This window comes from Rhizobium aethiopicum (assembly GCF_014197535.1).
Lineage (GTDB): Bacteria > Pseudomonadota > Alphaproteobacteria > Rhizobiales > Rhizobiaceae > Rhizobium > Rhizobium aethiopicum_A.
On sequence record NZ_JACIFV010000012.1, the window covers coordinates 101,746 to 122,235 of the forward strand.

17 protein-coding genes and 1 riboswitch are annotated in these 20,490 nt (G+C 62.7%); of the genes, 15 read left to right on the top strand and 2 right to left on the bottom strand.

Features of this window, described 5'->3' with window-relative positions; translation table 11 throughout:
- Nucleotides 1-562: 562 nt before the first annotated feature.
- Together GGD53_RS17550 and GGD53_RS17555 are read left to right on the top strand one after the other, a co-directional pair.
- Complete coding sequence (locus GGD53_RS17550) at nucleotides 563-2,017, top strand: cobyric acid synthase (RefSeq protein ID WP_184457840.1); 1,455 nt, start codon at nucleotides 563-565, stop codon at nucleotides 2,015-2,017.
- Nucleotides 2,018-2,257: 240 nt separating this feature from the next.
- Nucleotides 2,258-3,463: an adenylate/guanylate cyclase domain-containing protein gene (locus GGD53_RS17555; RefSeq protein ID WP_246717819.1), complete on the top strand. Its 1,206-nt coding sequence runs from the start codon at nucleotides 2,258-2,260 to the stop codon at nucleotides 3,461-3,463.
- Nucleotides 3,464-3,469: 6 nt separating this feature from the next.
- On the opposite strand, the gene GGD53_RS17560 is transcribed toward GGD53_RS17555, so the two are convergent.
- A complete protein-coding gene (locus GGD53_RS17560; RefSeq protein WP_184457842.1) occupies nucleotides 3,470-5,260 on the bottom strand; it encodes a chloride channel protein in 1,791 nt (596 codons plus the stop codon).
- 226 nt (nucleotides 5,261-5,486) lie between these two features.
- Nucleotides 5,487-5,881, top strand: a riboswitch (cobalamin riboswitch).
- A 299-nt stretch (nucleotides 5,882-6,180) separates the two neighbouring features.
- On the opposite strand from GGD53_RS17560, the gene cobU reads away from it, so the two are divergent.
- The 4 genes from cobU to cobO are packed head-to-tail and all read left to right on the top strand — an operon-like array spanning nucleotide 6,181 to nucleotide 12,335.
- Nucleotides 6,181-6,690: a bifunctional adenosylcobinamide kinase/adenosylcobinamide-phosphate guanylyltransferase gene (gene cobU / locus GGD53_RS17565; RefSeq protein ID WP_184457844.1), complete on the top strand. Its 510-nt coding sequence runs from the start codon at nucleotides 6,181-6,183 to the stop codon at nucleotides 6,688-6,690.
- 6 nt (nucleotides 6,691-6,696) lie between these two features.
- Nucleotides 6,697-7,752, top strand: coding sequence for a cobalamin biosynthesis protein CobW (gene cobW / locus GGD53_RS17570; protein WP_184457846.1), 1,056 nt, complete (start codon nucleotides 6,697-6,699; stop codon nucleotides 7,750-7,752).
- A 3-nt stretch (nucleotides 7,753-7,755) separates the two neighbouring features.
- Nucleotides 7,756-11,700, top strand: a complete 3,945-nt coding sequence (gene cobN, locus GGD53_RS17575) for a cobaltochelatase subunit CobN (protein WP_184457848.1) — start codon at nucleotides 7,756-7,758, stop codon at nucleotides 11,698-11,700.
- On the top strand, nucleotides 11,700-12,335 hold the full coding sequence (gene cobO, locus GGD53_RS17580; RefSeq protein ID WP_184457850.1) for a cob(I)yrinic acid a,c-diamide adenosyltransferase: 636 nt from the start codon (nucleotides 11,700-11,702) through the stop codon (nucleotides 12,333-12,335). The genes cobN and cobO overlap by 1 nt, the downstream gene beginning before the upstream one ends.
- Before the next feature lie 8 nt (nucleotides 12,336-12,343).
- Here cobO and GGD53_RS17585 read toward each other — a convergent pair whose 3' ends face one another.
- On the bottom strand, nucleotides 12,344-13,129 hold the full coding sequence (locus tag GGD53_RS17585) for a TSUP family transporter (protein ID WP_184457852.1): 786 nt from the start codon (nucleotides 13,127-13,129) through the stop codon (nucleotides 12,344-12,346).
- 98 nt (nucleotides 13,130-13,227) lie between these two features.
- Between GGD53_RS17585 and GGD53_RS17590 the strand changes: the two genes are divergently transcribed.
- The 9 genes from GGD53_RS17590 (at nucleotide 13,228) to GGD53_RS17630 (ending at nucleotide 20,458) form a co-directional block, all read left to right on the top strand.
- A complete protein-coding gene (locus tag GGD53_RS17590) occupies nucleotides 13,228-13,647 on the top strand; it encodes a cobalamin biosynthesis protein (RefSeq protein ID WP_184457853.1) in 420 nt (139 codons plus the stop codon).
- A 70-nt stretch (nucleotides 13,648-13,717) separates the two neighbouring features.
- Nucleotides 13,718-14,668, top strand: coding sequence for a nucleoside hydrolase (locus GGD53_RS17595; RefSeq protein WP_184457855.1), 951 nt, complete (start codon nucleotides 13,718-13,720; stop codon nucleotides 14,666-14,668).
- Nucleotides 14,669-14,995: 327 nt separating this feature from the next.
- Nucleotides 14,996-15,835, top strand: coding sequence for a uroporphyrinogen-III C-methyltransferase (cobA, locus tag GGD53_RS17600; protein ID WP_184457857.1), 840 nt, complete (start codon nucleotides 14,996-14,998; stop codon nucleotides 15,833-15,835).
- Nucleotides 15,832-17,139, top strand: coding sequence for a cobyrinate a,c-diamide synthase (locus GGD53_RS17605; protein WP_184457859.1), 1,308 nt, complete (start codon nucleotides 15,832-15,834; stop codon nucleotides 17,137-17,139). Before cobA ends, GGD53_RS17605 begins: the two co-directional genes overlap by 4 nt.
- Nucleotides 17,136-18,143 carry a threonine-phosphate decarboxylase CobD gene (gene cobD / locus GGD53_RS17610; RefSeq protein ID WP_184457861.1) on the top strand — a complete coding sequence of 336 codons (1,008 nt, stop codon included), beginning with the start codon at nucleotides 17,136-17,138 and terminating at the stop codon, nucleotides 18,141-18,143. Before GGD53_RS17605 ends, cobD begins: the two co-directional genes overlap by 4 nt.
- Nucleotides 18,140-19,120, top strand: a complete 981-nt coding sequence (cbiB, locus tag GGD53_RS17615; protein WP_184457863.1) for an adenosylcobinamide-phosphate synthase CbiB — start codon at nucleotides 18,140-18,142, stop codon at nucleotides 19,118-19,120. The genes cobD and cbiB overlap by 4 nt, the downstream gene beginning before the upstream one ends.
- 93 nt (nucleotides 19,121-19,213) lie before the next feature.
- Entirely contained in the window at nucleotides 19,214-19,414 is a 201-nt protein-coding gene (locus GGD53_RS17620) for an ECs_2282 family putative zinc-binding protein (RefSeq protein WP_064803200.1), read from the top strand.
- Nucleotides 19,415-19,564: 150 nt separating this feature from the next.
- Nucleotides 19,565-19,993 carry a L,D-transpeptidase gene (locus GGD53_RS17625; protein WP_064803198.1) on the top strand — a complete coding sequence of 143 codons (429 nt, stop codon included), beginning with the start codon at nucleotides 19,565-19,567 and terminating at the stop codon, nucleotides 19,991-19,993.
- Nucleotides 19,994-20,179: 186 nt separating this feature from the next.
- Nucleotides 20,180-20,458 (top strand): acyl carrier protein, encoded by a 279-nt coding sequence (locus tag GGD53_RS17630; protein ID WP_003540486.1) that lies wholly within the window; start codon nucleotides 20,180-20,182, stop codon nucleotides 20,456-20,458.
- Nucleotides 20,459-20,490: the final 32 nt, after the last annotated feature.

The window sequence follows — 20,490 nt, forward strand, 5'->3', positions numbered from 1 at the left end:
GACGCCGTCCGACCGGCTCCGGCAACGCGTCGCAGACCATATTTCAATGGCATATTTTGTCGAAGCCTACGCGTTCGCTCGCAGAAATCAACCGTCTTCTGCTCGTGATTGCGGTACTAAATTATTGAATTCGAAGAATATAGTTCACGGCTGAAATTTCCCCGGATCGAAAATGGACGCTGTCTGCGAACGCCGGCGCAGTGGTGATGGAAATTTCGCCGAGCAGATCAAAAAAAGTCAAAATTAACATTTGCGTAAGCCTTCAATAACTCTCCGGTAAGAATGTGCCGTTATCAGTTGGGGCGTGGCGGCAACGACCGCTGCTTCTCCGGTTCAGGTAGTGCGTACCGGAGAAAGCGAGCTTCGCCGTGTAGGGGCGAAGACGCCTGAGTTTTCGGCAAACCGCGCAGAGCCAAGGCCATGCGCGGTTTTCGCGCGTTCGCGAGGATGTCCGAAGCCTTGACCCGGGATCGGCGGCCATTGTAGGCCTCCGGCTAGTGCATCGGCCCGAAAATGTGAGCCGATTTTCGGAAGCGCGATGCTCTAGGGAAAGGCGGCCGCCATGGCAAGAGCGATCATGCTGCAGGGAACCGGCTCGGATGTCGGCAAGACGGTGTTGGTGGCGGGTCTCTGCCGGCTGGCAACCAATGCCGGGCTCGCCGTGCGGCCGTTCAAGCCTCAGAACATGTCGAACAACGCGGCGGTCGCCGATGACGGCGGCGAGATCGGCCGCGCGCAATGGCTGCAGTCGCTCGCCGCCCGCACCCCGTCCTCGGTGCATATGAACCCGGTGCTGCTCAAGCCGCAATCGGAGAGCGGCAGCCAGATCATCGTGCAGGGAAGGGTGTTCGGACAGGCGAAAGGGCGGGATTATCAGCGGCTGAAGCCGCAACTGCTCGGCGCCGTACTCGAAAGCTTCGAAAAGGTGTCTGCCGGCGCTGACCTCATCATCGTCGAGGGTGCCGGCTCGCCGGCAGAAATCAATCTCAGGGCTGGCGACATCGCCAATATGGGCTTTGCGACGAAAGCGGGCGTGCCCGTCGTGCTCGTCGGCGATATCGACCGGGGCGGCGTCATCGCCTCGCTGGTCGGCACGAAGGCGATCCTCGACGAGGGCGATCGAGCGATGATCGCGGGCTATCTCATCAACAAATTTCGCGGCGACGTCTCGCTGTTCGACGACGGTATCCGCGCGATCGAAGGCTTCACCGGCTGGCCCTGCTTCGGCGTGGTGCCGTGGCTGCAGGCTGCCGGGCGTCTACCGGCCGAAGATTCGGTCGTGCTCGAGCGGCTGGCGAGAGGCGGTGCCGGGGCGCTGAAGATCGCCGTGCCGGTGCTGCCGCGCATCGCCAATTTCGACGATCTCGATCCGCTGAGGGCGGAGGCGGATGTCGAGCTGGTCTTCGTCCGAGGGGGCGAACGGTTGCCTGCCGATGCGAGCCTCGTCATTCTTCCAGGGTCGAAATCGACGATAGCGGACCTCGCCGATTTCAGAGTTCAAGGCTGGGACCGCGATCTTGCGGCGCATGTCCGGCGCGGCGGGCGGGTGATCGGCATCTGCGGCGGCTATCAGATGCTCGGCCGCATGGTGCATGACCCGCGCGGTATCGAGGGCGGCACGAGCGAGACGCCGGGGCTCGGGCTTCTCGACGTCGAAACCGAGATGGCGCCTGAGAAGACCGTTCGCAACAGCCATGCCCGCTCGACCGAATATGACGCGGTGCTTTCCGGCTACCAGATCCATCTCGGCATCACCCGCGGCCCGGATTGTGTCAGGCCTTCCGCGATCGTCGACGGTGCGCCCGACGGAGCGGTTTCGGCCGACGGGCGGATCATGGGCACCTATCTGCATGGGCTCTTCGGGAGCGATGCCTATCGCGCCCGGCTGCTGGAAAGCTTTGGGTTATCGGGCGAGCGGACGAATTATCGTCAGGGAGTGGACCAGGCGCTCAATGAGATCGCCGGGGAATTGCAACGTTGCCTCGACCCACACTGGCTGGCCGGGCTGATTGATTAGCTGCCACCCATCAAGGCCGCGCCTGCGGCTTCGCGTCTCAGGGTGCGGTGCGTTGAAGAAGGTCGCGCAAGGGGCCATTTGAGACTACCGGATTTCACTGCCGATCAAAAAGGCCGAGAGACGCCCGCTTGAAAACACGTTGGCCGCAGTCGGAGTCTTGAAAGGAGAGGCGCATCTTCGGTCGTATTGCATTACCCACTTCTCTCAAGGGTAGAATCGCGGTGCGAAGCAGGCTAATGAATGGTTGTTGATCCTCATGCGGAGGTTTCTAAAATTAAAGATCATATCCAGTGGGTTATAGAGCAGGGAATCACCAGCGAGCATATCGGTGATCTCGTCGCCGGCCTGTGTGAACGGCTGATCGCGGACGGGTTTCCGATCTGGCGGGCAAGCATCCGCATGCCGTCCCTGCATCCGATGTATCGCGGCATCGCGGCCAATTTCGTGCGGGGCGGTGAGACTGTTCTCGAGAATGCGGAGCACGGCAGCGAGACCGAGCGCAACTTCGTGAAGACGCCGATATTCTATCTTCTGAACCGCGGTGAGAAGACGGGGCGGTGGAACCTGGCTAAAGGCGAGGGTCTCCACTATGGTGAGCTCTACGAATTCGCGCTTGCCGGTGGCACGGACCATGTGGTCAATCTTTTCGAGTTCCCGAAGGAAGTCGCGCTGCGCGGGCTCGGTTTCTCTCTGACGAGCGATTCTCCGGGCGGATTTTCGGATGATCAGCTGGCGATCATCGATGAACTGTTCCCAGCGCTGGGACTTGCCGCTTACCGTGTGGCGGTTTCGAAGACGGCGACCGATATTCTTGCCGTCTATACCGGCGCCAGGACGAGTGCGCGCATCCTTGCCGGTGAAACCCGCAGGGGAATGGGCGGCTCCATCGATGCCGCCATCCTTCTTGCCGACCTCCGCAACTTCACGGCGCTGACCGAGGCCTATCAGCCGGGGGAGATCGTCGGCTTTCTCAACGAACATTTCGAACTGATCGACCGGCACGTCGAGGAAAATTCCGGCGAGATCCTCAAGTTCATGGGCGATAGCGTGCTGGCAATCTTTCCGACGGACGCCGAGGATCCGCAAAGGGCTTGCAAGGCCGCATTGGCTTCGGCGCAGAACCTGCTGAGAGCAAACGAGGAGCTCAATCGCGAACGGACGCTGAATGGTGGCCCCGATATCGGGATTGATGTCGTCTTGCATCTCGGCGAGGTTTTTTACGGAAATGTCGGTGCCCAAGGCCGGCTGGACTTCACCGTGATCGGCAGGGCCGTCAACGAGGCGTCGCGGCTTGAAAAGCTGTGCGGAACGCTTGAGCAGCCCCTGCTGCTGTCGGAAAGCTTCGCAGCGACCTGCGCCGTGCCCTGCGACTATCTCGGCGCTTTCGAGCTGCGCGGCGTTTCGAAGAGGGCCGACGTTTACAGGCTTGCCGGCGCCGCTTCTTAGGCTCGCTCAAATCTCGCCCGACACCTCGCGGCGGCGCCGGTCGAGTTCTTCGCTGTAGCGACGCAGCGTGTGGCTTTCGCTGAGTTGTCCCACCACCTTGCGCTCGATCAGATTGTTGACGACGGCGAGCGCTTCGCTTTCGCTCTTGTCGAAGATCGCTGCCGCCTGCTTGGCATTCATCTGCGGCTGCAGGAAATCATTGCGGTAGCGGACGAAATCGGCAAGCGTCTGGCTCTCGTCCTGGACGTCGGTCGGGTTGGCATAGATCTCAGGCACCAGCACGAGACCGGCATATTTGTCGTTCTCCTCGACGAGAATGACGCGTTGGGTTGAGCCGATCGGGAAGGCCTTCTTGAAGTCTTCCAGCGAGATATCGGCCTTTGCCGTCTTCACGTCGGCACGCATCAGTTTGTTCACCGTCAAATTGCGAATCCAGCCAACGTCGTGGGCGCTGCGGATGCTTTCGCCGCGCAGGTGGAAGCGCCACGTGGCGAAGGAGTAGCCGAAGGTCGAGCGCACGACGAGCGAGGAGGTGATGACGGCGGCAAGAACCAGTGCCGTGATCGGGAAATCGCCTGTGATTTCGAGCGCCAGAAAGGTCATCGTCAGCGGCCCGCCAATGACGGCGACCGACAGGGAACTCATCCCGACCACGGCATAAATGACCGGCGTCAATGTCGCATCGGCGAAATAGGGGCCGCAATAAGCAAAGAGCTTGCCGAGCAGGGCGCCCATGAACAGCGAGGCGAAAAACAGCCCGCCCCTGAAACCGGAGCCGATCGAGATCGCCGAGGCAAGGGATTTCAGGAGGAAGAGACCGATCAGCGCCGGGATCGCCACGTCGCGGGACAGGTTGAGATGCAGCGCGCCGTGCCCCGCCGAAAGGACCTGCGGCGAGATCATCGCGAGAAGCCCGACGATGATGCCGCCGAGCGCCGGGCGAAAGGGCGTGGCGATCGAGCTTTTGCGGGCCAGCTCCTCGATGAAGGCCACGCCCTGCATGAGGAGAATGCCAACGCCGGCGCAGAAGACGCCGAGCAGCAGCGCCGGCACATAATCGGCAGGCACGACCGTGCCGAAGCTGCCGATATCGATGGTGAAATCGCCCTCGGCAAGCAACCTTGCGATGAGGGTTGAAACGAGGGCGGAGACGACGACCGGGGTCAACGACACGATGGTGTAGGTGCCGATGATCAGCTCGAAGGCGTAGAAGGCGCCCGTCAGCGGCGCGTTGAAGGCGGCGGCGATGGCGCCGGCCGCGCCGCAACCGACGAGGATGCGCAGATCCGAGCGGCGCAGCTGCAGCTTGAGGCCGAATTTGGAGGCGATGCCGGCGGCGAGCTGGGTATAGCCGGCTTCCAGGCCGACGGAGGCGCCGAAGCCGTTGGAGATCAGGTTCTGTACGGCAACGATGATGCTATCTGTCAGGGAGAGGCGGCCGCCATGCAGTGCATTCGCCTCGATCGGGTCAACCATTGGTTTTTTGCGCCGTTTGGCGAGCGCCATGAGCAGCAGGCCGAGCAGGGCGCCACCGATGACAGGGGCGGTGAGCAGCAGCATCTTGTCCTGGATTACCGACGCGCTCAGCCTTTCGCTGTCGGCGATGCCGAAAACAAGTTGGTGCAGCTGGTTGGAGACATAGCTCATGCCGGTCACGGCAAGACCCGAGGCGATGCCGACGATGGCGCCTGCCAGCGACAGGCCGACTTCGCTGCGGCGCGTCAGGGCGCGCAGCCGCCCCGGATCGAAGAAAACACGCAGCGCGCGCAGGCGGCGGCGATCCAATTTCATAAGCATGGCTAGACAACTAGGCGAGGAGAGGCCGGGTCAAGGGCGGAGGTGCAGTCGCCTTGCAACGCAATTGCGGCGAAAAGCCGACGACCACATCAAATATTCATGACGTAAGCCGCTGATAAAAGACGATATTTCCGGTAGGGTCAGTGGTGTTGGCTGGTCTTTCGCGCAGTCTGGAGTTGGGGTGGTTGCAAAGGTCGGTTGACTTCACCTCGCGGCTTCCCTAACCATCCCAGGAATAACGGATGGTTCCGGATCGGCATTTCGCCTTCCGGATGAAAAGGGAATGTGACGGGGCGGACCCACATCGGGCGCCTTTATCACAGCCGACCCCGCGACTGTAGAGCGGTCAGGGTCTTCCATCCGGCATCGAAGCTCTTCCGGCCTGGCCGCAATCGTGCAGGCGGACGGGATGGGCGACATGCCGGAAAAGCCACTGGAAATGCATGGTGATTAACCGGGGTCGGACGCCTCTATCTCTACGAATCGTCCACCTTTTCACCGAGGCAGCCGGGAAGGTGAGGCAGATCCGATGGCACGATCAGGGGCGACCGGGCTTCCGGTTCGCCCCGATCGCCGCCGATAACCGCGAGCCAGGAGACCTGCCTTCCGTGCCGGGCGAAAAGCCCAACCCTGGGCAAGAGGCCCGCTGCCAGCACGGAGGTTGTTTTGGCTGAAGGAACGATTTCAGCGCCGCCTCTGGTGGTGCGATTGGGGTTCCCCTTCTCCCCAGCGGGGAGAAGGTGGCCCGAAGGGTCGGATGAGGGGGCCGCGCGGCACCTCCGTCCTTTTGCCCTTCGCTTGCGCTCGGTCCATTCGCGGCTTCGCCGCTCACCCCCTCAACCGCCTGCCGGCACCTTCTCCCCGCTGGGGAGAAGAGAGATTTGGCGCCGCCTTGCCCTCTCTCGGAGGGTCGCTTCGGCATGACCACCACCCTCATCCTCGGCGGCGCCCGCTCCGGCAAATCCCGTTTTGCCGAAAATCTCGTTATGGCAAGCGGCCTCGAGCGCCACTACCTCGCCACCGGCCGTGCCTGGGACGAGGAGATGCAGACGCGTATTGCCCAGCACAAGGCCGATCGCGGCCCTTCCTGGACGACGCATGAGGAGCCGCTCGATCTTCTCGGCGTGCTTGCCGCGATCGACGGCGAGGGGCGCATTGTGCTTGTCGATTGCCTGACGCTCTGGGTGACCAACCTGATGATGGAGGAGCGCGACATGGCGGTGGAATTTGCCGCGCTCGCCGATTTCCTGCCTGGCGCCAAGGCGCGGCTGGTCTTCGTTTCCAACGAGGTTGGCCTCGGCATTGTGCCTGACAATCGCATGGCGCGCGATTTTCGCGATCATGCCGGACGGCTGCACCAAATAATCGCGGCGAAGGCCGACGAAGTCTATTTCATCGCGGCCGGTCTGCCGCTGAAAATGAAGGGTTGAAGTTCCATGAACCAGCAGAAAATCCCCGCAACCGTCATCACCGGCTTCCTCGGCGCCGGCAAGACGACGATGATCCGCAACCTGCTCACCAATGCCGCCGGCAAAAAGATTGCGCTCATCATCAACGAGTTCGGCGATCTCGGCGTCGACGGCGAAGTGCTGAAGGGCTGCGGCGCGGAGAATTGCAGCGAGGACGACATTATCGAGCTCACCAATGGCTGTATCTGCTGCACCGCCGCCGACGATTTCATTCCAACGATGACGAAGCTCCTGGAGCGCGAACAGCGGCCTGACCATATCGTCATCGAAACCTCCGGCCTCGCCCTGCCACAGCCGCTGGTCGCCGCCTTCAACTGGCCTGATATCCGCACCCAGGTGACCGTCGACGGCGTCATTACGGTTGTCGACAGTGCGGCCGTTGCCGCCGGCCGTTTCGCCGACGACCATGATGCGGTCGAGGCGGCGCGCGTCGAGGACAACTCGCTCGATCATGAGAGCCCGATCGAGGAGCTGTTCGAAGACCAGCTCACATGCGCCGATCTCATCGTCCTCAACAAGACCGATCTGATCGATGGGGATGGCCTGGGCCGTGTGAAGAACGAAGTCGCCTCCCGCATCGCCCGGAAGCCGGTCATGATCGAGGCCAGGAATGGCGAAGTGCCGGCCGGTGTGTTGCTCGGCCTCGGCATCGGCACAGAAGACGATATCGCCAATCGCAAGTCCCATCACGAGCTGGAGCACGAGGAGGGGGCGCCGCACGATCACGACGAATTCGACAGCTTCGTTGTCGAACTCGGCGCTGTTTCCGATCCGACAGGCTTTATCGAAAAGCTGAAGGGCATCATCGCCGAGCACGACGTGCTGCGCCTCAAGGGCTTCATCGACGTTTCGGGCAAGCCCATGCGCCTGCAGCTGCAGGCCGTCGGCAGCCGCATCGACCAGTATTTCGACCGCGCCTGGGCAGCGGGTGAGGCGCGCCGAACGCGCCTCGTCGTCATCGGCTTGCGCGAAATTAACCAGGACGCGGTGCGCAAGGCGATCGAAGCGCTCGTTCAGGGATAATCGATGCATCTGCTTCTGGCCCAGCAGGGAACGATCAGCGACGGCGAGGAGGCGATAGACCTCGGCCAGTCGCCGGGCGATATCCTGTTCCTTTCGGCCGCCGACACCGAGCTTGCGGCGATCGCTACCGCCTATCGCGAGTGCGAGGGGATGCCGCATTCGCTGAGGCTCGCGAATCTGATGAGCCTCAAGCATCCGATGTCGGTCGATACCTATGTCGAGCGAACGGCCAGGCATGCCAAGCTGATCGTCGTGCGTGCGCTCGGCGGCGCCAGCTATTTCCATTATGCGCTGGAGGCGCTGCACGCCGTTGCCGCACGCAACGGCGCATTGATTGCGGTATTGCCCGGCGATGCCAAGCCGGATGCGGGGCTGGTTCCTTTCTCCAATGTTGACCTCAACGATCTCAACGGGCTCTGGGCCTATCTGATCGAAGGCGGCGACACCAACACGCGGGATTTTCTCACCTATGCGTCGGCGATGCTGTCGGGCGCGGAGAAGCCGGCGCCGGCAGCGCCGCTGATGAAGGCGGGCATCTGGTGGCCAGGGCGGGGGCTGATCGGGGTCGAGGAGTGGCGGCGGGTCGTCGGTTCGCATGTCGCGCCAACGTCGTCCGTCAAGCGTGGGGCACCAAGCTCGACAGAAGAGGTGGAATTCGAACCCACGTCCCCCATCGTCGCCATCAGCTTCTACCGTGCCCTCGTCCAGAGCGGCGAGATCGGGCCGGTCGAAGCGCTGGTCGAGGCCCTGGCCGCACTTGGCCTGCGGCCGCTGCCGGTCTTTGCCTACAGCCTAAAGGATCCCGTTTCGACAGGGATTCTCGAGAGCGTGTTTTCGGCGTTGAAACCGGATGTCGTCATCAACACAACGGGCTTTGCGGTCTCCGCACCGGGCGCGGACCGGCAACCGACGGTGCTGGAGGCGGATGGCGCAGTCGTGCTGCAGGCAATCCTGTCGGCTTCGTCGAAGGAGGCCTGGGAAGCTTCGTCTCAAGGTCTGTCGGCGCGCGACCTCGGCATGAATGTGGCGTTGCCTGAAGTCGACGGGCGCGTATTGGCTCGGGCGGTGTCCTTCAAGACGGCGGCGCGTTACGACGCGGCTGTCGAGGCGAACATCGTCGCCAGCGTGCCCGATGCCGGCCGGGTGCGCTATACGGCAGAGCTTGCCGCCAACTGGGCGCGGCTGCGCGGGAGGCCCGCCAATACGAGGCGCATCGCCCTCGTCATGGCGAATTATCCGAACCGCGACGGCCGGCTCGGCAACGGCGTCGGGCTCGACACGCCGGCCGGCAGCATCGAGGTGCTTCGGGCGATGGCGGGTGCGGGTTATCCGGTCGCCGATGTTCCGGCCGATGGCGACGCGCTGATCCGCCATCTGATGGAGGGGCCGACCAATTCCGTGCATGACGGCCGGGTCATCCGCGAGGCTCTTTCGCTCAGTCGCTACAAAAACTTCCTGGGATCTCTTCCCAAAAAGATTCAGGATGATGTGACGGACCGCTGGGGCGAGCCAGAGAACGACCCCTATTTTCGCGACGGCGTCTTCGCCCTGCCTTTCGCCCGCTTGGGCGGCGTCCTGGTAGGCATTCAGCCGGCACGCGGCTACAATATCGATCCGAAGGAGAGCTATCATTCGCCGGATCTCGTGCCGCCGCATGGCTATATCGCCTTCTATGCTTTCCTGCGGCACGAATTTGGCGCTGACGCCGTCATTCATATGGGCAAGCATGGCAATCTCGAATGGCTGCCGGGCAAGGCGCTGGCGCTGTCGGAGACGTGTTATCCGGAAGCGATCCTCGGGCCGTTGCCGCATCTTTATCCCTTTATCGTCAATGATCCGGGCGAGGGCACGCAGGCCAAGCGCCGCACCGCCGCCGTGATCATCGATCACCTGACGCCGCCTTTGACGCGGGCCGAGAGCTACGGGCCGCTCAAGGACCTGGAGGCGCTGGTCGACGAATATTACGAGGCCGCCGGCGGCGACCCTCGCCGTATCCGGCTGCTCAGCCGCCAGATCCTCGACCTCGTCACCGATATCGGGCTGGATCGGGATGCGGGGATTGCGAAAGGCGAGAGCGAAGGTGAGGCGCTGAAGAAGCTCGACGCCTATCTCTGCGATCTGAAAGAGATGCAGATCCGTGATGGGTTGCATGTCTTCGGCGTGTCGCCGGAGGGGCGGTTGCTGACGGATTTGACCGTGGCGCTGGCGCGGGTACCGCGCGGGCTGGGAGAGGGTGGCGATGCGAGTTTGCAGCGGGCGATTGCTGGGGATGCTGTGAGAAACCCCTCCCCAACCCCTCCCCACAAGGGGGAGGGACTTACCGCTGCGCCCGCGGCAATCTCTGCGCTCAAAGATGATGTGGAGGCGGTGCGTCCAGCAAGCCCCTCCCACCTGTGGGGAGGGGTTGGGGAGGGGTCTGTCTTCGACCCACTCGACTGCGACATGGCTGCCCTTTGGGTCGGGCCACGCCCGGCAATCCTCGCCGATATCACCAAGGCTCCCTGGCGCACCAACGGCGACGCGGTCGAGCGAATCGAGCTGCTCGCTGCCAAGCTCGTTGCCGGCGAAATGGAATGCCCTGCAGACTGGACGGCAACGCGGGCTGTACTTTCGGAGATCGAGACCCGGCTCAAACCCTCCATCCTCGCCTGCGGCCGCGCCGAGATCGATGGGCTGCTCCGCGGCCTCGACGGTCGCTTCGTCGCCCCCGGCCCCTCAGGCGCGCCGACCCGCGGCCGGCCGGACGTGCTGCCGACAGGCCGTAATTTCTATTCGGTCGACAGTCGCGCCGTGCCGACGCCGGCCGCCTATGAACTCGGCAAAAAATCGGCCGAACTGCTGGTGCGCCGCTATGTTCAGGATCGTGGCGAGTGGCCGGTCTCCTTCGGGCTGACGGCCTGGGGCACGTCGAACATGCGCACGGGTGGTGACGATATCGCCCAAGCTTTGGCGCTGATCGGCGTCAAGCCGCTCTGGGACATGAGTTCGCGCCGCGTCACCGGCTATGAGATCATATCGCAAGCAGTGCTCGGGCGGCCGCGCGTCGATGTGACGCTGCGAATTTCCGGCTTCTTCCGCGACGCCTTTCCGGAGCAGATCGCCCTGTTCGACAAGGCGATCCGGGCAGTCGGCTCGCTCGAAGAGGACGAGGCCGACAATCCGATCGCCGCGCGCATGCGCGGAGAGACGGCAAGGCTTGAGGCTGCCGGTCTCGACGCAGCCTCGGCGAAGCGTCGGGCGGGCTACCGCGTCTTCGGCTCGAAACCCGGCGCCTACGGCGCGGGCCTGCAGGCACTGATCGATGAAAAGGGCTGGGAGCGGCGTGCCGATCTTGCCGAGGCCTATCTCGTGTGGGGAAGTTATGCCTACGGCGCCGGCGAGGAAGGCAGGGCCGAACGCGGCCTGTTCGAGGAGCGGCTGCGCTCGGTGCAGGCCGTCATTCAGAACCAGGACAATCGCGAGCATGACCTGCTCGACAGTGACGACTATTACCAGTTCGAGGGCGGCATGGCGGCGGCGGCCGAGCAGCTCGCCGGTACGCGTCCCGCGATCTATCATAACGATCATTCCAGGCCCGAACGACCCTTGATCCGCTCGCTCGAAGAGGAAATCGGCCGCGTCGTGCGCGGGCGCGCGGTCAATCCGAAATGGATATCGGGCGTGATGCGCCATGGCTACAAGGGAGCCGCCGAGATCGCCGCCACCGTCGATTATCTCTTCGCCTTCGCGGCGACGACGGGCGCGGTCGGCGCGCATCATTTCGAGGCGGTCTATCAGGCCTTCGTCGCCGATTCGGGCGTGCGCGGTTTCATGATCGAGAAAAACCCGGCGGCATTCGACGAGATGAGAGAGCGACTGCGCGAGGCGATCGATCGCGGGCTCTGGACGCCGCGCAGCAATTCGGCCCGGTTCGACCTGGCTGCTACGAAACTGAATGAGGTGCACTGATGAGCGACGAGATCCCAGAAAACGAATTGGCCAAGGATGATGCGCGCCACGCCGAGAAGATGGCGAAGAAGAAGGCTGCGCGCGACAAGATCATGGCGACCAAGACGGACGGCAAGGGCCTGATCATCGTCCATACCGGCAAGGGTAAGGGCAAGTCATCAGCCGCCTTCGGCATGATCTTCCGCCACATCGCCCATGGCAAGCCGTCGGCCGTCGTGCAGTTCATCAAGGGAGCAATGTGGACCGGCGAGCGCGACCTGATCGAGAAGCATTTTTCCGATCTCTGCCAGTTCCATACGATGGGCGAGGGCTTCACCTGGGAAACGCAGGACCGGGCCCGCGACATCGCCGCCGCCTCCGCGGCCTGGGAAAAGGCCAAGGAGCTGATCCGCGACGAACGCAATTCCATGGTGCTGCTCGACGAGATCAACATCGCGCTGCGCTACGATTATCTCGACATCAACGACGTCGTCGCCTTCCTGAAGAATGAGAAACCCGCCATGACGCATGTCGTGCTGACAGGGCGCAACGCCAAGGAAGAGCTCATCGAGATCGCCGATCTGGTGACGGAGATGGAACTCGTCAAACACCCCTTCCGCTCCGGCATCAAAGGCCAGGCTGGCGTGGAGTTCTGAGAGCGGCTTTAGAGGCCGAGCCAGACCCGCAGCGGATTTGCCGGATCGGCGAGCAGCTTAACCGCCAAAGCGACGCAGACGATCACGAGTAGCGGCTTGATCAGCTTTGCGCCGATGCGCATGGCAAGCCGGGAGCCCACTTGTGCGCCGAGGAATTGGCAGACGCCCATCAGCAGGCCGATTTTCCAGAGGATCGCGCCGAAGCTTGCGAAGACGATCAGCGCACCGAAATTCGAGCCGAAATTCAAAAGTTTGGTGTGGGCCGTCGCCTTCAGCACGCCGAAGCCGGCGAGGGTGACGAAGGCGAGCATGAAGAAAGAGCCGGTGCCGGGGCCGAAGACGCCGTCGTAGAAGCCGATGGCCGGAACAAGCGTCAAGCCGAAGGCGAAGGGCGTGATGAGACGGTGTTTATCGAGGTCGTTGAGATTCGGTTTGACGGCGAAGAAGATCGCGATTGCCAGCAACAGCACAGGCATGATCGCTTGAAGCACCTGTCCTGGTACGATCGTCGCAAGAGCGGCGCCGAGTGCTCCGCCCATGAGCGCCATCAGCGCCATCGGCAGCTGTTCGGAAAGCTCCACATGGCCCTTGCGGGCATAGGCGAGCGTCGCGGAAGCGGCGCCGAAGATCGATTGCACCTTGTTGGTTCCGAGCGTCTGCAGTGGCGGGATGCCGGCGATCAACATGGCGGGAACGGTGATGAGACCGCCGCCGCCGGCAATGGCATCGACGAAACCGGCAAAGAAGGCAGCCGCGCAGAGCAGCAGAAGCAGATGGAGGGCAATGTCAGGCAAGATGCTATTCCAGAGGGCTTTTAGCCGGCCTTGTTGCATTTCCCTCTCCAAGCTGCAATGGCTGCAGGGACACAGCAACAGCACATTCGGCTGCTTCCATGAGCGACATGTCTTTCACTCCGGCACGGCGCCATGTGCTCGGTCTTGGTTGCGAGCGCGGGACGCAGCCTGCGGAGGTGTTGGCTCTCGCAGTTGAGGCGCTCAAGTCCGCCGGTATCGGCGCCAATGAGCTCGCTGCCATTGCTTCCATCGACAGCCGCCGGCAGGAGGCGGCAATCCTCGCGGTTGCCAGGCATCTTGCTGTGCCGGCCCTATTCTTCGACGCTCCGCGGCTGGAGCGGGAAACGCCGCGGCTTACAAATCCCTCGGCCGTCGTCTTTGCTCGCGTCGGCTGCCATGGCGTTGCGGAATCGGCAGCGCTTGCGGCGATCGGCGACGATGCCGAACTGGTACTTGGCAAAATCAAATCGGCGCAAGCGACGGCGGCGGTCGCCCGCGGCGGGTTGCAGAAAGCCTGATGGTCGCTATGGTGGCGGCAATTCGCGGCGCCAACCGGCAGCCACGCGATTCACATCTAGAGGACATATCATGCACAAGGTCATTTACGACACTGACCCTGGCGTCGACGACGCCATGGCGCTTCTCTTCCTGCATCGCCATCCCGAAATCGATCTGATCGGCATCACCACGGTTTTCGGCAATGCATCGGTCGAGACGACGACGCGCAATGCTCTCTTCCTCAAGCGCGAATGGAATATTCCCGCGCCCGTCGCCAAGGGCGCCAGCGTCACCATCGAAGCCTCGCGCGCGGAGCGGGAATGGCCTTCCATGGTGCATGGCGACAACGGCCTCGGCGATATCGAGGTGCCCGCAGCGATCGACCTGCCGCTCGATCCGCGTCCGGCGCACCGATTCATCATCGACACCGTGCGTGCCAATCCCGGCGAGGTGCGCCTGGTCGCAGTCGGACGGATGACCAATCTGGCGATGGCGCTGAAGGAGGACCCCGAGATTGCGACCCTGGTCAAGGACGTCATCATCATGGGCGGCAATTTCTATGTGCCCGGCAATGTCTCGCCGGTCGCCGAGGCCAATATTCACGGCGATCCCGAGGCCGCCGACATCGTCATGACCGCGCCCTGGAAGGTGGCCGTCATCGGTCTCGACGTTACTTCGATCACAACGATGAGCCGCAGTTATCTCGGGCAGATGGCGGCCGAGGGCGACGGGGCGGTGAAGCTGCTCGACGCACTCTCGCAGTCCTACATCGATTTCTACAAGCATGCGGTTGAAGACGGCATGATGGTGCATGACAGCTGCGCCGCAGTCTACGTCGTGGCGCCGGAACTGTTCTCGTCGATATCGGGCGCGGTGCGCGTCGTCTGCGGCGGCATTGCCGACGGCCAGACGATCGTCAAGCCGGATGGCCGCCGCTTCCCGCCCGGCGATTGGGATGATCGGCCGAGCCAGATCGTCACCACAGGGATCGACTCGGAAAAGGTCCTGAAGCTGATCCGCGATACGCTGCTTCGCGGCTGAGTGCCTTGAAGGCCGATTGCAGCAGGCGTCAACTTCCGACGTGCCTTTTTCTCGGCGTCACCCCTCGGCCTTGTGCCGGGGGCTGCCGCGGATGCCGGCTCGGGGCAAGCCCGAGCATGACGAAAAGGAGTTGGACGACGTTATCAGTAGTCCCCGCCGCGGGCGGCCTTATTTAGATAATACTATAATATATTCATGTTGTTACGCAGCTTTCCCGAGATATCGAATCCGCTTGTTTGCAAAGTGAGTCATTGTCATCTCAGCAACTTCAAGTGAGGTGGCGCAGGCAGCGTTGACCTTGGCCCTCGCTGGGCCTAGATCAACAAAATGTCGAATAGCGCATTCTCCCATTTGCCGGCGTTGGAGCCGGGCAGCGTCTGGCTCGTCGGGGCCGGTCCGGGTGATCCGGGCCTGCTGACGCTCTTGGCCGCCAAGGGGCTCGCCGAGGCCGATGTGATCGTCCATGACGCGCTGGTGAATGAGGACTGTCTGAGGCTTGCGCACCCCGGCGCCGAATTCGAATATGCGGGAAAACGCGGCGGCAAGCCTTCGGCCAAGCAGCGGGATATTTCGCTCAGGCTGGTGGAGTTGGCGCGCGCCGGTAAGCGGGTGCTGCGGCTGAAGGGGGGCGATCCCTTCGTCTTCGGGCGCGGCGGGGAGGAGGCGCTGACGCTGGTCGAGCACAATATCCCTTTCCGCATCGTGCCGGGGATCACCGCCGGTATCGGCGGGCTTGCCTATGCCGGCATTCCGGTGACGCATCGCGAGATCAATCATGCGGTGACGTTTCTCACCGGCCATGATTCCTCCGGCATCGTGCCCGACAGAATCGACTGGGAAGCGATCGGTAAGGGTTCGCCCGTGATCGTGATGTATATGGCGATGAAGCACATCGCCCAGATCAGCGCCAACCTCATTGCGGCTGGCCGCTCGCCATCCGAGCCCGTGGCTTTCGTCTGCAATGCGGCGACCGGCGCGCAGCAGGTGCTGGAGACGACGCTCGGGCAGGCGACCGAGGCTGTTACCGCCTCCGGGCTCGAACCGCCGGCGGTGGTCGTCGTCGGGGAGGTGGTGCGGCTGCGGGCCTCGCTCGACTGGGTCGGCGCTCTCGCCGGACGACGCCTGCAGCCCGATCCGTTCCGCCAGTCCGGCCAGGTGCTGGCATGAGCGGCCTCCTGATTGCAGCTCCTTCTTCCGGTGCCGGCAAGACGACGGTGACGCTCGGGCTGCTCAGAGCCTTGCGTCGGCGCGGCATTGCGATCGCGCCCGGCAAGGCCGGCCCCGATTATATCGATCCCGCCTTCCATGCTGCCGCGAGCGGCACGCTTTGCCTGAATTTCGACCCCTGGGCGATGCGGCCGGAGCTGATCTCGGCCAATGCGACGCTGCATCGCTCCGGCGACCGTATTCTCGTCGTCGAGGCGATGATGGGACTGTTCGACGGGGCGGCCGACGGCAAAGGAACGGCAGCGGATCTGGCCGCCCAGCTCGGCCTTTCCGTGGTGCTGGTCGTCGACGCCTCACGCATGTCGCAATCGGTCGCGCCGCTGGTGGCGGGCTTTGCCGGTTTCCGCGCTGATGTCCGCGTTGCCGGCGTCATCCTCAACAAGGTCGGCAGCGAACGGCACGAGGCAATGCTGCGTCAGGCGCTTGAGGCGATCCGCATGCCTGTCATTGCCGTAATCGGCAGCGACAAGGCGCTTGCTCTGCCGGATCGCCATCTCGGCCTTGTCCAGGCCGGTGAGCATGCGAGCCTTGAAGGTTTCATCGAGCATGCGGCGGATGCCGTCTCCGAGGAATGCAATTTCGAGTTTTTGCTGCGCATCGCCAGGCAGGGCCTGAACCGGCCGTCGGCCGCCAATATCGATCGTCTGCCGCCGCTCGGCAGTCGCATTGCGGTGGCCCGCGATATCGCCTTTGCCTTTTCCTATGAGCACATGCTGCTTGGCTGGCGGCGGCGGGGGGCTGCTATTTCCTTCTTCTCGCCGCTCGCCGACGAGGCGCCCGCTGCCGATGCCGATGCGATCTATCTGCCCGGGGGTTATCCCGAGCTGCATGCCGGAAAGCTCTCCCAGGCGCCGAATTTCCGCGCCGCCCTCCTCGATGCGGCGGCGCGCGGCATCCGGATCTATGGCGAGTGCGGCGGCTACATGGTGCTCGGCGAAGGGCTGATAGACGCAGAGGGCAAGCGTCACGAGATGCTCGGCCTGCTGCCCGTCGTCACCAGCTATGCCGCGCGCAAACGCCATCTCGGTTATCGCCACGTCATGCCGCTCGATCATGCGATCTTTCAGCGGGCAATGACGGCGCATGAGTTCCACTATTCCACCCTCATTTCGGAAGGCGAGGGCGAGCGGCTGTTTCAGGTGCGGGATGCGCTCGGAACCGATCTCGGCCCGGCGGGGCTCCGGCGCGGGCAGGTGGCGGGTTCCTATATGCATCTGATCGATCTCGCCGGGATTGCCGCGTGAGCGCGCCGATCATCCATGGTGGCGGAGTTACTGGCGCTGCTGCCGCCTTTGGCGGCAGGCCGGAAGACTGGCTCGACCTTTCCACGGGGATCAATCCGTGCCCGGCTGCTCTGCCGGAGATCCCGACAAGGGCTTGGCACCGGCTGCCGGACAGCCATCTGGTCGAAGAGGCAAGGCGGGCGGCGCGCGATTACTACGGGAGCGGCGAGATCCTGCCGCTGCCGGTGCCCGGCACGCAATCGGTGATCCAGCTTCTGCCGCGATTGCTGACAAAGGGTGAGGGTGCCAGGGTCGCCATTGTGGCGCCGACCTATGGCGAGTATGCGCGCGCTTTTATTTCGGCCGGTTTTGCCGTCGATACCGTCGATCACGTCGCTGCGATCGGAACCGAGCATCGGCTTACCGTCGTCGTCAATCCGAACAATCCCGATGGGCTGACATGCCCTGTGGAAACGCTGATTGGCCTGCATGACAGGATGAAGGCGGTCAATGGACTGCTCGTTGTCGACGAAGCCTTCGGCGATGTCGATCCGGCGCTCAGTCTCGCGGGCCACGCGCAGAGGCTTTCCAACCTGGTGATCTTCCGCTCCTTCGGTAAGTTTTTCGGGCTCGCCGGCCTTCGGCTCGGCTTTGCGATTGCGCGTGACGATATTCTCAAGCGTTTCGAGGAGTGGCTCGGACCCTGGGCGGTTTCCGGACCGGCCCTTTCGATAGCCGGCTCGCTGCTGCGTTCGGACGTTTCCCCCATCCGCCGGCTCATCGATGAACGCCGCGCCGGGCTTCATGCCGTGCTGACCGGGCTCGGGCTGCAGATCACAGGGGGAACGGCGTTGTTCACCCTTGTCGACGATGCCAGGGCGAGCGACATTTACACTCATCTCTGCCGGCATCATATTCTCGTCCGCAAATTCGACTATGCGCCCGCTTGGCTGCGTTTCGGGCTGACGCCCGATCCGGCGGCGGACCGGCGGCTTGGCGAAGTCCTTCAGAGATTTGAGCGATGACGATCGATCTAAACCTTCTCGTGCTGCTTCTGGCGCTGCTGCTCGACCGGATAGTCGGCGATCCGCAATGGCTCTGGTCGCGCGTGCCGCATCCCGTCGCGATTTTCGGAGCGGTGATCTCCTATGCCGACCAGCAGCTCAATCCTTCAAGCCTCACGGGGCATCAACGGCGGATGAACGGCGTTGCCGCCATCCTGGCGCTGCTGTTGCTGGCTGTGGCGGCAGGCTTCGTGTTCAACCGGTTTTTCGCGCTGTTCGGCCTCGGCGGTATCCTGCTGGAGACCGGACTGGTGGCGATCTTTCTGGCGCAGAAGAGCCTTGCCGACCACGTCGCCGCCGTTGCCGTCGCCCTGCGTGAGGAGGGGCTTGCCGGTGGGCGGGCCGCCGTCGGCCGCATTGTCGGGCGCGATCCCGAGACGCTGGATGAGCCGGCCGTCTGCCGCGCGGCGATCGAAAGCCTTGCCGAGAACTTCTCCGATGGCGTCGTCGCGCCGGCAATTTGGTATGCTATCTTCGGTCTGCCAGGGCTTTTCGCCTACAAGATGCTGAACACGGCGGATTCGATGATCGGCCATAGATCGGAAAAATACATCGATTTCGGCTGGGCCGCCGCCCGGCTCGACGATGTCGCCAACTGGCTGGCTGCGCGCCTTTCCATCCTGCTGATTGCTGCCGGCGCCTGGATCCGGTGCGGCACCAGCGCCTGCCGCGAGGCAATTCGGGTGGCGATGCGCGACGGCGGCTTGCACCGTTCGCCGAATTCCGGCCGTCCGGAAGCGGCAATGGCGGGTGCGCTGAATGTCCAGCTTGCTGGGCCGCGCATCTATGGCGGCGTGCTCGTCACCGAACCGATGATCAACAATTCCGGACGCGATGTCGCGACCTCAGGCGACATCGAAGACGGTGTCTCCGTGTTTCAGGCGAGCTGCATGGTGCTTGCCGGCGTGACGTTCGGATTGTTTTTGTGCTTTCTGTGAGGGGCTTGCGGCAGAGCGCACGGCCCCAGTGGACAGTCCCGTCCCAAACGTTTATGCGAAACGCCTCATATCCATCAGACCGGAAGCAGAGCGATGACAGTTCAGGTTGAACTACCGTGCCCGAAGTGCAAAAGCACCAAGATGAAATTCGAGCGTCCCGAGATCCGGGAGACGGACATCATAAGCTGCGCGGCCTGCGGCCATAATCTCGGCACCATGGCCTCCATCCGCGAAAGGATGAACAAGGCCTATCAGCAGCTCAAGCAAAGGCCGGCGGCGCGCAAGCTTCAGTGAGGCGGAGCGGCCGTCCTGCGGCGCTTAAACCCGTCATTGCCCTGTTAGAATTGTGATTACCATTCGGGTTAAAGCTATATAATCAAGTATCGTCGTAGTCTCTCTGTCGTGAGGGCGCAATCAAATGCGCGGGTGCGAAGAGGGGTTATCATGAAGACGATTTTTGCCGCCGCGGCGGCAAGCTTATTGCTCCAGTTTTCTCCGGTTGCGGCTGAAGCAGCAACGCTGGTTGCCAATATCAGCATCGGCAAACAGACGATGACCGTCACCGAGGACGGCTTCGTCAAATATCGCTGGAAGGTTTCGACCGCGCGCAATGGTTATGTCACGCCGACCGGCTCGTGGAGCGCCAAATGGCTGTCGCGCGATCACCGTTCGCGCAAATACGACAATGCGCCGATGCCGTATGCTGTATTTTTCAACGGCGGTTACGCCGTTCACGCCACTTTCGATCTGAAGCGTCTCGGCACACCGGCCTCACATGGTTGTGTTCGCTTGCATCCCGACAATGCGGCCGAGTTCTTTTCACTGGCGCGGCAGGCAGGTCTTGCCAACACGCGCGTCGTCATCACGCGCTGATCCCGGATCTGCGCGTGATAGTGGACAGCCGCATCCTGTTTTCGGCGCCTGCACTCGCCGGCGTTCCATTGCTGTTTAGGCAACACCTTATTGTCAATTTGCCGTAACGCCCGGACGAAAGCATTGGCTTTTGAAAAGGATTTGCCTATGAGGGGGTTTAAATCGTCATTTCATGAGGTACAGCGCGTGACCGCTACATTCGATAAAGTTGCCGACATTATTGCAGAAACCAGCGAGATCGATCGCGCCACGATCACGCCGGAGAGCCATACGATCGACGACCTCGGTATCGATAGCCTTGATTTCCTCGATATCGTCTTTGCGATCGACAAGGAATTCGGCATCAAGATTCCGCTCGAAAAGTGGACGCAGGAAGTCAACGAAGGCAAGGTTTCCACTGAAGAATATTTTGTGCTGAAGAACCTCTGCGCCAAGATCGACGAACTCAAAGCCGCCAAGGCCTGAGCGACACACCAGTCTTTTTTGAACGCCCTGCC

Coding starts and splice junctions, on each gene's coding strand:
- GGD53_RS17550 (WP_184457840.1), top strand. CDS start 563: ATGGCAAGAGCGATCATGCTGCAGGGAACCGGCTCGGATGTCGGCAAG.
- GGD53_RS17555 (WP_246717819.1), top strand. CDS start 2,258: ATGGTTGTTGATCCTCATGCGGAGGTTTCTAAAATTAAAGATCATATC.
- GGD53_RS17560 (WP_184457842.1), bottom strand. CDS start 5,260: ATGCTTATGAAATTGGATCGCCGCCGCCTGCGCGCGCTGCGTGTTTTC.
- cobU (WP_184457844.1), top strand. CDS start 6,181: ATGACCACCACCCTCATCCTCGGCGGCGCCCGCTCCGGCAAATCCCGT.
- cobW (WP_184457846.1), top strand. CDS start 6,697: ATGAACCAGCAGAAAATCCCCGCAACCGTCATCACCGGCTTCCTCGGC.
- cobN (WP_184457848.1), top strand. CDS start 7,756: ATGCATCTGCTTCTGGCCCAGCAGGGAACGATCAGCGACGGCGAGGAG.
- cobO (WP_184457850.1), top strand. CDS start 11,700: ATGAGCGACGAGATCCCAGAAAACGAATTGGCCAAGGATGATGCGCGC.
- GGD53_RS17590 (WP_184457853.1), top strand. CDS start 13,228: ATGAGCGACATGTCTTTCACTCCGGCACGGCGCCATGTGCTCGGTCTT.
- GGD53_RS17595 (WP_184457855.1), top strand. CDS start 13,718: ATGCACAAGGTCATTTACGACACTGACCCTGGCGTCGACGACGCCATG.
- cobA (WP_184457857.1), top strand. CDS start 14,996: ATGTCGAATAGCGCATTCTCCCATTTGCCGGCGTTGGAGCCGGGCAGC.
- GGD53_RS17605 (WP_184457859.1), top strand. CDS start 15,832: ATGAGCGGCCTCCTGATTGCAGCTCCTTCTTCCGGTGCCGGCAAGACG.
- cbiB (WP_184457863.1), top strand. CDS start 18,140: ATGACGATCGATCTAAACCTTCTCGTGCTGCTTCTGGCGCTGCTGCTC.
- GGD53_RS17620 (WP_064803200.1), top strand. CDS start 19,214: ATGACAGTTCAGGTTGAACTACCGTGCCCGAAGTGCAAAAGCACCAAG.
- GGD53_RS17625 (WP_064803198.1), top strand. CDS start 19,565: ATGAAGACGATTTTTGCCGCCGCGGCGGCAAGCTTATTGCTCCAGTTT.